This is a genomic window from Paraburkholderia aspalathi, from assembly GCF_900116445.1.
GTDB lineage: Bacteria > Pseudomonadota > Gammaproteobacteria > Burkholderiales > Burkholderiaceae > Paraburkholderia > Paraburkholderia aspalathi.
In genome coordinates this window covers 1-13,328 of the sequence record NZ_FPBH01000042.1, presented here as the reverse complement: position 1 = coordinate 13,328, position 13,328 = coordinate 1, and the positions used below count along the sequence as shown (strand labels likewise).

The following is a 13,328-nucleotide window of genomic DNA, read 5'->3' as shown; positions in this document are numbered from 1 at the left end:
GAAAAGAGGCAGAGGGAGGCGCGCGGGGGTTGATGCGCCTGGTGGCGCGGGGCGCGGGCTTCTTCGTTGGTCAGGAGTGTGGCGTTTGCGCGCTTACCGGGTGTGGTCCGGTTGATTACCGTTCTGTTATCTGGTTTTTTTTGATTTGTGCTTAGGCCAGGTGTGTAGATAACAAAACAGTAATCTTCGGGTCAGTGCTCCGACAGGTGAAATGACAAGAATGGGAAGCGTGGTTCAAGCCACTCATTTCTTGCACTTCATCGGAGAGACATCATGAAATTGCTTACCGCTATTGCTGTTGCTGCTCTTAGCCTGCCGTTTGGGGCTACTGCGTTTGCTCAATCAAATCCGTCAGGGTTGACCCGTGCTGAGGTCATTGCTCAGTTGAAGCAGGCTCAGGCTGAAGGGGTCGTGCCTACGTCTAATAATGACTATCCGCCTACGGCCAGGGAGATTGCTCGGAATCGGCAGATTTATGCTATTCAGCATGGGGGGGATGGCGCTGTGAAGACTGCTGCGGATCAGGCTGCGGCGGCTTCTAATTGATGCTGCATCCGGACTCACGCGGTGTTGGCCTTTCCTTGATTTGCTTTTCGTCTATTAGCGTTGCCCCTGTGCGGGGCGGCACCTACTTCTCTTTGCCGGCTGCAAAGAGAAGTAGGCAAGAGAAAGCAGCTCAAACCGCTAATGCTAACTGGGCACCGTGGTCTGCTACGGGTAGTGGTGCATCTGGAATCTGTGTTCGTGCCCATGCACGTGCTTGTGACAAGGGCGTCATACTTCCGGCGGCGCTGCGCGCGCCGAAGAGCAGTTCATAAAACCGATCACTTTGTTTTCGCGCTCGGTTTTATCCTCCGCTGTGATCGTGTTCTTCAACTTAAGCCCAGCGCCCAATCCACTGCTGCGTCGAACAGGCTGTTTCCCGCCGGCGACAAGTTGGCGAAGGTGTCGTTGTTCAGGAAAAACATCACGCGGCGTGCGGGGGCCAGCGATTCGTAGTCCATCGTCGCACCTTTCTCGTACGCGAAGATTGCCGCCTTTTCCGGTTGGCCATACAGCGTTGCAATCGTCGTCGCGCCCAAGCCCGGTTTGCCCCAGCTCATCGCGGCCTGTTTGACATATACGTTCGCTACGCCTGCCGGTAAACCGGCTGCGATCGGGTGCGGTGCATTGACCAGCCACAGGTAACGTTCCTTCTCCGCTTCGCCGAAATCGACGTCGTGACGCTTGCCCGTCATCGCGAAGTCGTCGAGTAAATCGTTCTCCCATGTCAACAACGGTTTGGCCAGGTAGCGCCAGCCACCTACTACCTGTTTCGATGAGACCGTCGATGAAATAACAACGAGATCCGCATCGCCAACTGCCTCCGGCGGTTGCGCCTGGTCCAGCATGCGCACGCTATAACCTCGCGCTTCAAGGTGTGCCGCGATCCTCTGGTCGACAGTCAGGCTCGGCCCGTTGAGCTGCACAACCATCACGATTTTCTTCCCCGTGCGTGGTCCGCTCGTTGCCGCGCTTGCTGCAGGTGTCGTGACCGCCAGCAGGGCGCCAAGGCCCGCTGCTGCGGTGAGAAATGTTCGGCGCTTACGTATGGGCGCTGAGCTCTGTTCAGCGCGGCGATTCTGAAGTTTCATGACGATTCCGGTCTCGTGTTGATCAAGGGAATGGGTGTATTGAGTGCGAGGTGCGATCGCGGTACGGCCTAGAACTCGAGCGTCGACAGCAAAGAGACCTGACGTGCGTCGCCAACCGACACGAAATACTTGTTCACGCTCGACGGGTAATAAGTCTTGTTGAACAGATTTTTCACGTTGAGCTGGAACGACAGATGCCGATTGCCAAGTTTCGTCTCGTACGTGGCGAAGGCGTCGGCGACGGTGTAGGCCGGTAGCGTAAAGCTGTTGGCCGAATCGCCCGGCCGTGGGCCGACGTAATGCGCGCCGGCGCCGACTCGCAACTGATCGCCACCGAAGATCGTGCCGAAGTCGTACACCGCCGCAAGCGATGCAGTATTCTGCGGGGCGTTCCACAAACGCTTGCCGGCGTAAAGCGGGTCCTCGGTGGTCTTCGCGTCGATGTACGCGTAGCTCGCAATCACGCTCCAGTGCTGGCCGATCTGGCCGGCCACGTCGAGTTCCACGCCGCGCGAGCGCGCTTTGCCGGCCGTGCGCCAGTCGGTCTGCTTGGTCGTGTCGTTGTACTGCTGCACCAGCACGTTCTTCTTGTCGATATTGAATAACGCCAGCGTGCCGCTCAGGCCGTTGGGCATCGCCACCTTGGCGCCGAGCTCCCACGACGTGGCTTCCTCAGGCAGCACCGATGAATCGATTACCACGCCCGAAGACAGCGGCGCGATCGTCGAAGTCGGTTTGAGCGACTGCGTGTAGCTCCCGTATAGCGACACCGTGTCGGTCCATTTGTAAACCACGCCCGCGCGCGGCAGCCATTTGGCGCCGTTAATGTCGGTATTGACGACAAATGGCCGGCCCTTTCCCGCGATCTGGTTGTAGCTCAGAAAGCGCGCGCCGCCGATCAGGATCCATTTGTCGGTGAGGTGCAAACTGTCCTGGAAGAAGAGCGAGCGGTCGTGCAGCGTGTCGGTCTGATCGCTGTCGCTGGCCGACACCGTGGTCGACGGACTCTCCAGACCGTAGACCGGACGGAAATAGTTGAACGGATATTTCGTGGCCTGGCGCAGCAAGTCCTTGCGATAGATGCGGCGGTATTCGTCGTCGATACCGACCTGCAAATCGTTGCGCAAGCCGGCAATGTCGACATGGCCGTCCACATAGGCGATCGCGTAGCTGTCCGTGCTGAGCGCGCCATGCGTCGCATCGTTGCTGCGCGACACGGCACCCGTCGTGCTGTTGATGCCTTGCACGCGTAACTGACCCGCGTCGTAGGTCTCGCGGTTGTAGCTGTAGCCGAAGTGCGCCTTCCAGTTGGCGTTGATCTGATGGTCGACGCTGATCTGCGCGAGGTTCGATTCGCCGTCCATTTCGTTGAACGGTTCGTCGAGACGTTCGCGGCTCGAGATCGCGAGCGGCTTGTTGGTCTTCGGGTCGAGCGCCGTGCCGCGGTCGAACGGATAGAGAAACTTTCGGTATTCGTACGACACCACCACCTGCGTATCGCGTCCATACCATGCCAGCGACGGCGCCACGAGCGTCTCGCGATGTTCGCCGAAGTTGCGCCAGTATTGTTCGTCGGTCTGATCGACGACCAGCCGGTAGGCGAGGCCGGAGTCGCCGATCGGCCCGGTCGTATCGAACGTCGCGCCGGCTCCATTGCGACCGTGTCCGTAGGTCGAGCCGAGCACGGAGATCGCGTGATACGGTTTGAGCAAGGGTTGCTTGCTCACCACATTGACAACGCCGCCCGGATCCATGATTCCGTACAGCAGCGAAGTCGGACCTTTGAGTACTTCGACACTGTCAGCGGCTGCGTTCAGCGCGCGCCCCTGCACAAGCGGCATGCCGTTGTGCATGATCGAACCGTCGCGATTGCCGCCAAAACCGCGCTTGAGCAAGGTGTCCTGCGTGCCGGCCAGCGTATTGCCTTGCACGATGCCGCTCACGTTCGCGAGCGCGTCGTCCAGATTGCGCGGACGTTGGTCGTGCAATACCTGAGCCGGCACGATGTTGACGGCTTGGGCCGTGTCGAGCACCGGTGTATCCGAACGCGTCACCACTGCGTCGGCAGGTGGCCGGTAGCTGCCGGCTTTCACCGTCGACGAACTGACGGTCACGGCGGGGAGGGTGGTGCCGTTCCCGTTGCCAATGTCCGCTGAAGGCTCAGTACGCTGCTCGAGCGTATAGCTGCCATTGGACTGTTGCACCGCGCCGAGCCCCGTGCCGCGCAGGATTCGATCGAAGCCTTGCTGTATGTCGTAATCGCCGCGCAGACCTTCACTCATGCGGCCGTCGGTCAGCGCCGCGGGAAACGACAGCAGCAGTCCGCTCTCCCGTCCGAAGCGATTGAGCGCCGCTTCGAGCGGGCCAGCCGGAATGTCGTAGCTCTTGCGCGGCGACGCTGCCGAAGCGGATGGCGCATCGGCGGCCAGCGCGACATTGAACGGCAGACCCGCCGAGATCAGCGCAGCCGTTGCAATATGCCGCGCGAAGTGTGCCGGCTGCCGCGCGCGCAAAGCGCCGCGGCTGCTACGGCTGCCATTGCCGGCGCCGGTCTTTCGATGCTGTCCCATGTTCAAAGCTCGCAGGAAGGTAGACGATGTGTTGCTCTCATCTCCCTTGTCACGCGAGATTCGAAAACAGCTCACAACAAACGAAAAAATTTCAGCGCCGGTAGCGCAAGCCGGTTTTAAGAGCGAGCCGCGCGCACGGTACCCCAGTAGCGTGAGATGAACACGACCTCAACCGGCAAGGTTCTCGTCAGGGTGTCGAGCACGAGGTCGGGGTCGGCGAGCGGGAAGGTGCCCGAAAGCCGCAAACCGGCCACGGAGGGATCGCAGCTCAGATGCCCCGTGCGGTAGCGGTCGAGCTCGTTCACGAAGTCGCCGAGCCGCATGCCGCTCGCGACGATCAGGCCATCCGTCCATGCTGCGTCGTTCTCGCTGATCGGCTCGACCGCGCTGATGTCATCACGTGTAAAGCGGGCGCGTTGGCCTGCATGGACGATCGGCGCGAGACCGGGAGCATCGAATGGATTGATCCGCACGGCGCCTTCGAACACATCGAGGCGGCAGAGCGCGCTCTGTTGTCTGACGGCGAAGCGCGTGCCCAAAGGCTGCAAACTGCCTTGCGCGGTCTCGACGAAGAACGGCCGTCGCTCACGCCCGCCGTGACCGGTCGCGATCATGATTTCACCTCTGATCAGGTGCACGCGGCGCTCGGCACTGCTGAAACGGATATCGATGGCGCTGTCGGTATTCAGTGTCAGGCGGGTGCCGTCGGCAAGCGTCATGGTGCGGCGTTCGCCGATTGCAGTGCGCGCATCCGCGCTCCATGCGCGCCACGGCACGTGTTCACCGGCAATCCATGTCGCGCCGCCGGTGAACAGCAGGCTTGCGAGGACTTTGACACTCGCACGGCGCTTCGCCGAGCCAGGACGCGTCAGCGCAGCGCGTGCGGCCGCCGCGCCACCTGCGTCTGCGTTGCCCGTGCCTGTTTCAGCGAGGCCCCGGAAGCGGCTGCTAACGCTGCAGAGGTGTTGCCATGCACGCTCATGATCGGGATGTTCCGCGCGCCAGCGCGTTAGCGCGAGTTGCTGCGCGCGCGTGGTGTCACCGGATTGCAGTTCCATCCACCACTCCACGGCGCGCAGGGCGATGTGCTGCGGAATATCGGGTCGCGCGCTCGCGTTCATCCGTCGATCCGTCAGGCCGCGCTGAGCGCAAAGAAACACTGCGCGCCGGCGCGCACCAGATGGCGTTTCACGGTCGAGACGGACAGCTTCAGTTGTGCGGCGATTTCGGCATGGCTCAAGCCGTCGAGCTGGGCAAGAAGGAACGCACGCTTGACGGCGAGCGGCAGTCGCTCCAGCAGACTGTCGATTTCACACAGCGCTTCGAGAAGCAACGCACGCTCTTCAGGCGAGGGCGCAAAACTTTCGGGGGCGAGCGCCAATGCTTCCAGATAAGCGCGCTCGATCTGCTCGCGACGCCAGTAGTTGGCTATCACGCGTTGCGCGACGGTCGTCAGGAACGCACGCGGTTCTTCCAGGGCGAGCGGTTCATCGCGGGCGAGCAGACGCACGAACGTGTCGTGCGCAAGGTCGGCCGCGCGATGCGCGCAGCCGAGCTTCTTACGCAGCCACGCGTGGAGCCAGCCGTGATGATTGCTGTAGAGCGCATGCATCTCGTGATGCAGGGCCGATTCGTTTGCCGCCATGGCCTACCGGACGCGCCGGATCGATGGATGCGGCGCCCTTGTAAATGAGAACGATTCGCATCATAGCATGACAAAATGTAAGGGTGGAATGAGAACGTGCCTGGCGCTATGACCGGTCGCGGTTACGGGTTCGCGTGGCGCCGGTGATCACCGCGAGGCCGAGCATGACGACCGCGACGATCGCGATCGTATGTTGTGCAACATGCAGCGCCATCAGTCCCCACGCCACGCCGCCTATCAGAATGATCCAACCTACGAGATAAATGAGCAGGGTCATCGTTGTTCTCCTTTTCGTTCGACGGACGGGACCAGCTTGCCTGCTATGGAAAACGTTACCGGTCGCCCCGATTGGGCCGTTGAAGTCGCGTGCCCGAACCGGCCTGCAGCAGGGCGATTCCGGCACATGCGATCAACGGGTCTATCGAGCAGCAGATTTCGCGCCTGACGTCGAATGCCCGCGCCGATTCAGGCGGGGAACGATGGTGGAAGGGAATTCAGACGACCCACCACGCGAGCAGCGCCGTGAGCAGCACCACGGCCCATGAAGGCAGGCGCCACCAGCCGAGCAAAGCGAGCGCCACGATGACGAGGGCGAAATCGCGTCCACTGTGCACCGCGCTGGTCCAGACGGGATCGTAGAGCGCGGCGAGCAGAATGCCGACCACGGCAGCGTTGATGCCGGCCATCGCCCGGCGCATCGACGCGAATGCCCGCAGTTCGCCCCACAGCGGCAACGCGGCGCCGACCAGCAAAAACGACGGCAGAAAAATTGCAACGGTGGCGATCAGCGCACCGCCTATACCCGCCGGATAACCGGTGCTGGCGGCGCCTAGAAACGCCGCGAAAGTAAATAGCGGCCCCGGTATCGCCTGGGCTGCGCCGTAGCCGGCCATGAAAGAATTGGTCGAGAGCCAACCGCGCGGCACGACGACCGCTTCCAGCAAAGGCAGCACGACATGGCCGCCGCCGAACACCAGCGAGCCGACCCGGTAGAACGCAGCGAACAGGTCGAGTGGATACGCATGCAGCAAGGCGGCCGCGGCGGGCAAGCCGAACAGCAGCAGCCCGAAGGCAGTGAGGCAAAGAAGGGCGCCGGCCTTCGTGCCGGGCATGCCGAGCGGCGCGCGCGGCACCTCGGTCGACGATTTGAGAAGCAGGGCGCCCGCGATGCCCGCCACGACGATCGATGCGATCTGCCCGTAAGTCGCACCGAGCACGATCACCGCAATGGCTGACGCAGCCGCGATCGTGACGCGGGCGCGGTCGGGGCAGAGCGTGCGTCCCATCGACCAGACTGCCTGCGCAACGACGGCGACCGCAGCGAGTTTGAGGCCGCGCAGCAGATGAAGCCCGTTTGCCTCTGCCAGATGGGTGAAACCGTAGGCAAACGCGACCATCAACAGCACCGACGGCAGCGTGAAGCCGAGCCAGGCCGCCAACGCGCCCGCGATGCCGCCACGAAAGCGGCCGATCGCGATACCGACCTGACTGCTGCCGGGGCCCGGCAGAAACTGGCACAACGCGACCAGATCGCTAAACGTGTGCTCGTCGAGCCATCTGCGGCGTTTAACAAACTCGTCGCGGAAGTAGCCGAGATGGGCGGCAGGGCCACCGAACGAGGTCAGGCCGAGCCGCAGGAAAATGCAGAAGATGCTCCATGGCGAACTATGTGCGGGCAGCTCGAGGGGCGTATCGGATTCCGTGTTCTGCATCAACATGTTCCACGCCCGCTCACAGCAAGGATTTCCCCTGGGCGAGAATCTTGTCGCAGACCTGTTTCGTGACCTGTTCTTTCAGGCCGCCACCGCTCAGGTCCAGTTGCTTGCCGTCGCCGCTGCTCAAGATGCCCTTGGCACCATTGGTATAGCCGCTGTCCGTCGAGGCCGAACTGGAGCCGCCCGGCAGTTTGCTCATCAGCGAGTCCTTGACCGAAGACGCGCTGCCGCCGCTGAGATAGTTGTTCTTGATGCAGAAGTCCAGCACACCCGCGACGTTGCTGGTGCTGCCTGAAGTTAATGACTGGCCTGACAAGGCACTGCCCATGCCGCCGAGGCTCCCGAGGCCGCCGGACGATCCACCACCCGAGCCCTGATTGAGCAGGTTACCGAGCTGCGCCTGAGCGGCCGGGACAGGTAGCAATGCTGCGATCAGCATTCCTGTAGCTGCGATGCGATAGGTGCGTGATTTCATACTCGAACTCCTTCTGCTGGCTGGAAGTCCTCTCTACTATAGTGCCTTTCAGACGCACGGCAGACGGGGTTGTCACGTTAAATGTTGTCATGCGTGGTGGATTACCTGCGACAGTCTCAAGAGACTGTCATCTTGATCGTATAGACGTACGCCGTATATCCGAGCGCTGTTAGAGGGAAGGGGCTTATCGAGCACGTTGCAAGGCGGAGTGAGTTTCCGCGATATTTGGCGTGCGACTGCGTTGGCATTCACCGCTGCACAGGTTAGTCGCTGAGCCATCCTAAGCGACCGTATGAGACAGACTCAGAATGACAGTCAATGCGCCCGATTTGTCATAGTCGAAGAGTCGTGACTTCACTTTCAGCACGCCATCGAATCCGAGGTCGTCGACCTTCATTGTTACGTTATCGCCGACAAGAGGAAGTTGATGTGCTGCCCGTGTACCGGTAGTACGGTATGTGCCAAAGCCACCCGTGTACTCGTACACATAAGTCACTTTCTCATCCATGTGCGCCCCGCCCGTGTGAATCATGTGGTCAATCTGATAGAAGTCTTGCACAACTGCGTCCGATTTCGCCTGGCCTCATTTGGACTGAACAGGATGTAAAAAAGGGGGAGGTGAATCGTTGGTCGACGTTTGGTGGGCGTTGCGTGCGCAGTGAGCGGAACGGCGTTGCTTCATGCGGAAGCTATTGACACTCCTCAGCCCGCTGCCGACGGTCAGACCTGACAACAGTCGCGGCATGCATTGCCATATATGGCAATGCGCACACTATATGAGATTTCTATTCTTTGCCGTAAGCAAATCCTGATTTATATATAGGGATTTCCTTATTTTTTATTGAATATTTTTTGAAGGCGTATCTCTCACAATAAATTACCTTAATCTATAGAAGCAATCTGCATTTCCCCCTTCAGACTGAATTAAATCGGCCGTATACCTTGATGATGCAGGGATCATCAGTAGACGTGGTGCCGTGGTCGACACCAATTTCTTTCCGCATTTTTAGTCATCATTTATCGAAATTAATCAGACTGCGACCGCGTGTGTTTCACGAGGCGAGTGGAATCTTCAATAACACTCATTGAACTGCATCAGGAAAAAGGCCGCAATGGTGTTATCCGCATCTGAACGCGGACGGCACATATCGCGGCCGCAAAAGCAAACGTTTGCCAACAACTGACGGCACCCAGAACGGCTCCACAAAAAACCATCGGGACCGTCTTATTCGGAGAGAAGAAGAGCATGACGAGGTCGAAATCGAGCAAGGTCGATACACAACGAGCACACGTAAACTCAGATGCGCCTGAAACACGGTCTGGACATTCCAACACCATGGCGATGCAGGAGCAAATCACCGAGGGCATTTCGCGTCGCACATTTCTGTACAGCCTGGGCGCGTTGGCTCTGTCCGCCTGCGGCGGCGACGGTGGAGGAACATCGTCGGCTCAGGGGTCCCAGTCATCGCTGTCGGCGGCCGCATCACGAGCTGCAGTGCTGAGCAGTTCGTCGTCCGGCGCGTTTGTGCATCCAGGTCTGCTGCATACCCAGGCCGACTTCGATCGGATGAGCCAGAAGGTCGCGGCGCAAGCGTCTCCGTGGATCGATAGCTGGAACATCCTGATCTCGAACAGTCATGCAAGCCTGTCGTGGACAGCGCGCCCACAGGCAGTCGTCTATCGGGGTAGCGACGGAGTGCATTCGCAAAACTACTCCTTGCTGTTCAATGACGTCGCGGCGGCGTACGCATGCGCATTGCGCTGGAAAGTCTCTGGCAACACCGCTTATGCCGACAAGGCAGTGCAGATCATGAACGCCTGGTCGTCGGCGTTGACCGGGATCGGCGGCAATACCGACGCCGATCTCGCGGCCGGTATCTACGGCTATGAATTCGCCAATGCCGGTGAAATCATGCGCACCTATTCAGGTTGGGCAGCCGCGGACTTCGCGAGCTTCCAGAGCATGATGCGCAACGTCTTCTATCCGATCAACCACGATTTCATCAATCGGCACAACAACACCGAGGTGACTCACTACTGGGCCAACTGGGATCTGTGCAACGTGGCATCGATCATGGCTATTGGTGTGCTATGCGACGACCAGTCGCTATTCGATGAAGCTGTCACGTACTTCAAAAGCGGCGCGGGCAACGGCGCGATTTTGCAGGCCGTCTACTACGTCCACCCGGGCTACCTGGGTCAATGGCAAGAGTCGGGACGTGACCAAGGGCACGCCACGCTCGGCATCGCGCTGGCGGGAGCGATCTGCGAAATGGCCTGGAATCAGGGTATCGATCTCTACGGTTACGACAACAACCGCTTCCTCATGGGGGCGGAGTACGTTGCGAAAAGCAATCTGATCGAGTCGGGCACGACTTTCTACACTGTGCCTTTTGCCCGCTACACCAATGTAGACAAGGTGAACCAGACGGCGTTTTCAACTTCGGCTCAAGGGGACGCGCGGCCTTGCTGGGCACTGGTCTACAACCACTACGTCAATCGCAAGGGATTGGCCGCGCCTTACACACAGAAGTTCGCGACACTGGTCCAGCCCGAAGGTGGCGGAGGCAACTATGGACCGAACAGCGGCGGCTACGACCAACTGGGCTACGGGACGCTGACCTGCACGCTGGATGCGATCGCAAGCGGTCTAGCGCCAAGCGCGCTCGTCGCGATTGCAAGCGGAGGGGAGGTCGTTCTGTCGTGGTGGGGCACGGCGTACGCGACGAGCTATAACGTCAAGCGCAGCACCACGTCTGGCGGACCCTACACGTCCATTGCGAGTGGCGTTACCGATCTGCTCAGCTATACGGACAGCGGTCTCTCAGCCGGCACCTATTACTACGTCGTGACCGCGGTGACACCGGCCGGCGAATCGGCCGCGTCTAACGAGGCCGTTGCGGTCACGGCGGTGCAACTGCAGACCTACCTGGCATTCGACGAAAGCAGCGGCACCAGTGCTGCGGATTCTAGCGCGAACGGACATACCGGCACGCTGGTCGGCGGTGCGAGCAGGGCGGTTGGCAAGAAGGGCAATGCCGTATCACTCGACGGCAGCACGGGTTATGTCAGCCTGCCGAACGACATCGTGGCCGACGTGTCGGACTTTACGATCGCAGCGTGGGTGTACTGGAACGCAGTAAAGAACTGGGAGCGTGTATTTGATTTCGGTTCCGGCACGGGCCGCTACATGATGCTGACTCCGCGCGCCAATAACGGACTCGCGCGCTTTGCCATCACGCTTAATGGTGGCTCGGGCGAGCAGGACATTTACGGCAATGTGGCCCTGCCTACCGGGCAGTGGGCGCACGTCGCGGTGACGTTATCGGGCAACGTCGGAACGCTGTATCTGAACGGTGCGGCGATTGGCTCCAACACGGCAATGTCGTTTGCGCCGTTCCGTGTAGAAAGCACGAGCCAGAACTGGCTTGGGCGATCGCAATTTTCAGCCGATCCGTATTTCAATGGATTGATCGACGAGTTTCGCATCTACCGCAACGCGCTTAGTGCGGAGCAGATTGCGGCGTTGATTTCGGTGTAGTGATGGGCTGGCGGATGCTGACGTGCTGTGGGCGCGCTGGCATCCGCGCGGCTGGGCTTCAGCCCCAGCGCGGTCGTGCAAGACCGCCGCAAATCCATAAAGGTTGAACATAGGTCGATGTTGGAATTTGCAAGCTGCGCGATCTAATATGATCAATACGCATCGGCTCCAGCCAATGTCCCACGCAGCCGCACCCGGAGATCCCATCATGCTGATTGCGAAGGTCGTAATCGGAGTAGTCGCCCTCGTCGACGTGACCACAGCCTACGCGGACGGGTTCGTCGTCACGAGATCCCTTTCGAATGGACGTGAAATGCGCCTCGTCCAACACACTGATGAATGTAATGGCGGCCCCGGCGCATTCATTTACAGGAGCGGTAAGCAGATCGATCAGACCTGCAATGTCCAACTGACTGCGGCAGGAGCGACCGTGAGGCTGCCACCTTTTGAGCCACGCATGTTCTTCCCGCGCGATACGCTGTACCAGGACTCGAAACTATGAGCGCCCGCCGGTCTCTGCAATAAACCGTTGGACGGGCGTGCATCACCGGTGCAGGCGTTGATTATTCCCGCGTTCTGCCGCCAGTACGATCGCATGGTCTGGTTCCGGGCTGGCTGTGATGCCGCAGCATGCGCCACAGCAGCCAGCCCGGAGCCGGGAACCGGACATTTCTAATGAGCCAGAACCAGACATTTACATAAAGCTGCTACAGCTTATGTCGAGGCCTGTTTCAGATGTCCGGGTTCCGGCCAAGTTCAGATGTCCGCTTCTGAGTGGTTAAATATCTCTATCTGGACGGGGTTTTAAGCACCGAGCCTGCCCGTTCGCCGGCGGTTCCCAGCACGATCTCGTTCAGGTCGCCCACGGTAAGTTCGCGTTGCTTGCGCGTCCCGGTGGGACGGACCCTGGGGCGAACTTCGTCACCCCGATTGGTGCGCGATGGCGAGCCTGCTGCGCGCCGGTTATCGCGCTCGGCCTGCACCTGCTGGGCAACCCTGAGCGCGTGCCCCAGACGCTTGTTCTCGATGACCGCCCCCTGATCAATCTCCGAGAGCCGGTCATAGCGGGAGCAGGGCAGAGCGCTGCCGTCCGCACGGATCTCGATGCGCCCGTCCGGATATTCATAGACGTCGATGTAGTGATGGATCCGGCCACGGTTCGCGGCCGTGTCTTCGAGCAGATAGATCACCCGGTCATACTGGACGGTCAGCGTGTTCGACACGCAGCGTGTTGCCCGGTGCGTCAGGATCAGGTCGAGATCCTCGTCGTCGCGCAGTGACCGGTGTGCATTAAAAGCGCTCTTCGGTGGCTTGCCAAAGCGCGTGTTGTAGTCGGCCACGAAGTGGGGCGCATAGTCGTTCGCGGCTTCATGTGTATCGATCCCACGCAGCCGCAGTTCCTTCACGAGCCGGTCCTGCAAGGTCAGATTCGCCCGTTCAACCCGCCCCTTGGCCTGGCTGCTGTTCGCACACCATGACTCGATATTGAGCTCGTACAGGGCCCGCCCAAACTGCGTAAATCCCTTGCCAGCCGTCGTCGACGTCTGCGCCGAGCGGAACACGGTGGCCTTGTCGCTGTAGAACGCCACCGGTTTGCCATGCTGCCTGAGATACCCGCGTGTCGCCTCGAAGTAACTGAAGGTCGACTCGGTGGCCGTGAAGTGCAGCGCCATCAGCCGGCTGGTCGCGTCGTCGACGTACACCAGCAGCGTGCACGCCGGCGCCCGTTCCTCGAACCACCGGTGATC

At 60.3% G+C, this 13,328-nt stretch carries 12 protein-coding genes; 3 read left to right on the top strand and 9 right to left on the bottom strand.

Translation table 11 applies throughout. The features are described from left to right. Window positions 1-273 precede the first annotated feature (273 nt). Window positions 274-546 (top strand): DUF4148 domain-containing protein, encoded by a 273-nt coding sequence (locus tag BM438_RS39350; protein ID WP_093645887.1) that lies wholly within the window; start codon window positions 274-276, stop codon window positions 544-546. A 326-nt stretch (window positions 547-872) separates the two neighbouring features. Here BM438_RS39350 and BM438_RS39345 read toward each other — a convergent pair whose 3' ends face one another. From BM438_RS39345 to BM438_RS39315, 8 genes are all read right to left on the bottom strand, one after another. Further along, window positions 873-1,634, bottom strand: a complete 762-nt coding sequence (locus BM438_RS39345; RefSeq protein ID WP_093645885.1) for a hypothetical protein — start codon at window positions 1,632-1,634, stop codon at window positions 873-875. Between the two features lie 68 nt (window positions 1,635-1,702). Next, complete coding sequence (locus tag BM438_RS39340; RefSeq protein WP_093645883.1) at window positions 1,703-4,204, bottom strand: TonB-dependent siderophore receptor; 2,502 nt, start codon at window positions 4,202-4,204, stop codon at window positions 1,703-1,705. A gap of 116 nt (window positions 4,205-4,320) precedes the next feature. Continuing rightward, on the bottom strand, window positions 4,321-5,325 hold the full coding sequence (locus BM438_RS39335; protein ID WP_093645881.1) for a FecR domain-containing protein: 1,005 nt from the start codon (window positions 5,323-5,325) through the stop codon (window positions 4,321-4,323). 11 nt (window positions 5,326-5,336) lie between these two features. After that, on the bottom strand, window positions 5,337-5,849 hold the full coding sequence (locus BM438_RS39330; protein ID WP_093645878.1) for a sigma-70 family RNA polymerase sigma factor: 513 nt from the start codon (window positions 5,847-5,849) through the stop codon (window positions 5,337-5,339). Window positions 5,850-5,955: 106 nt separating this feature from the next. After that, complete coding sequence (locus BM438_RS45765; protein ID WP_167378525.1) at window positions 5,956-6,126, bottom strand: hypothetical protein; 171 nt, start codon at window positions 6,124-6,126, stop codon at window positions 5,956-5,958. A gap of 217 nt (window positions 6,127-6,343) precedes the next feature. Continuing rightward, window positions 6,344-7,561 (bottom strand): chromate efflux transporter, encoded by a 1,218-nt coding sequence (gene chrA, locus BM438_RS39325; RefSeq protein ID WP_093645974.1) that lies wholly within the window; start codon window positions 7,559-7,561, stop codon window positions 6,344-6,346. Window positions 7,562-7,580: 19 nt separating this feature from the next. After that, on the bottom strand, window positions 7,581-8,039 hold the full coding sequence (locus BM438_RS39320; RefSeq protein ID WP_093645876.1) for a YjjA family protein: 459 nt from the start codon (window positions 8,037-8,039) through the stop codon (window positions 7,581-7,583). A gap of 280 nt (window positions 8,040-8,319) precedes the next feature. Then, a complete protein-coding gene (locus BM438_RS39315) occupies window positions 8,320-8,598 on the bottom strand; it encodes a hypothetical protein (protein ID WP_236074789.1) in 279 nt (92 codons plus the stop codon). A gap of 777 nt (window positions 8,599-9,375) precedes the next feature. Here BM438_RS39315 and BM438_RS39310 point away from each other — a divergent pair. After that, window positions 9,376-11,580, top strand: a complete 2,205-nt coding sequence (locus tag BM438_RS39310; protein WP_093645874.1) for a LamG-like jellyroll fold domain-containing protein — start codon at window positions 9,376-9,378, stop codon at window positions 11,578-11,580. 208 nt (window positions 11,581-11,788) lie between these two features. Next, entirely contained in the window at window positions 11,789-12,082 is a 294-nt protein-coding gene (locus tag BM438_RS39305; RefSeq protein WP_093645872.1) for a hypothetical protein, read from the top strand. A gap of 286 nt (window positions 12,083-12,368) precedes the next feature. Here BM438_RS39305 and BM438_RS39300 read toward each other — a convergent pair. After that, window positions 12,369-13,328 (bottom strand): ISNCY family transposase (locus tag BM438_RS39300; protein ID WP_093645870.1); only part of this gene is annotated, 960 nt, incomplete at its 5' end.